Source organism: Janibacter sp. CoH_79_TC_3 (genome assembly GCF_058197955.1).
In genome coordinates this window covers 1-244 of the sequence record NZ_JBXWIV010000172.1, presented here as the reverse complement: position 1 = coordinate 244, position 244 = coordinate 1, and the positions used below count along the sequence as shown (strand labels likewise).

The 244-nt window shown below is 39.8% G+C and carries 1 pseudogene; it reads left to right on the top strand.

Annotated features, from left to right (window positions below):
• A pseudogene (locus AC2FA3_RS15525) lies at positions 1-244 on the top strand (MFS transporter); the annotation flags it as partial.

The window sequence follows — 244 nt, the reverse complement described above, 5'->3', positions numbered from 1 at the left end:
CACTATTTGGATGATTAGCTTAGGTTATTTAGGCGTACAAATTGCATTTACTTTGGAAACTTCACAAATGAGTAGAATTTTCCAAACTTTAGGGGCTGACCCAACAAAATTAGGTTGGTTCTTCATTTTGCCACCACTTGCTGGTCTGGTGGTGCAACCAGGAATCGGATCCTTATCAGATCGTACTTGGATTCCTAAAATCGGGAGAAGATTGCCATATTTATTGATCGGGATGATTTTTGCC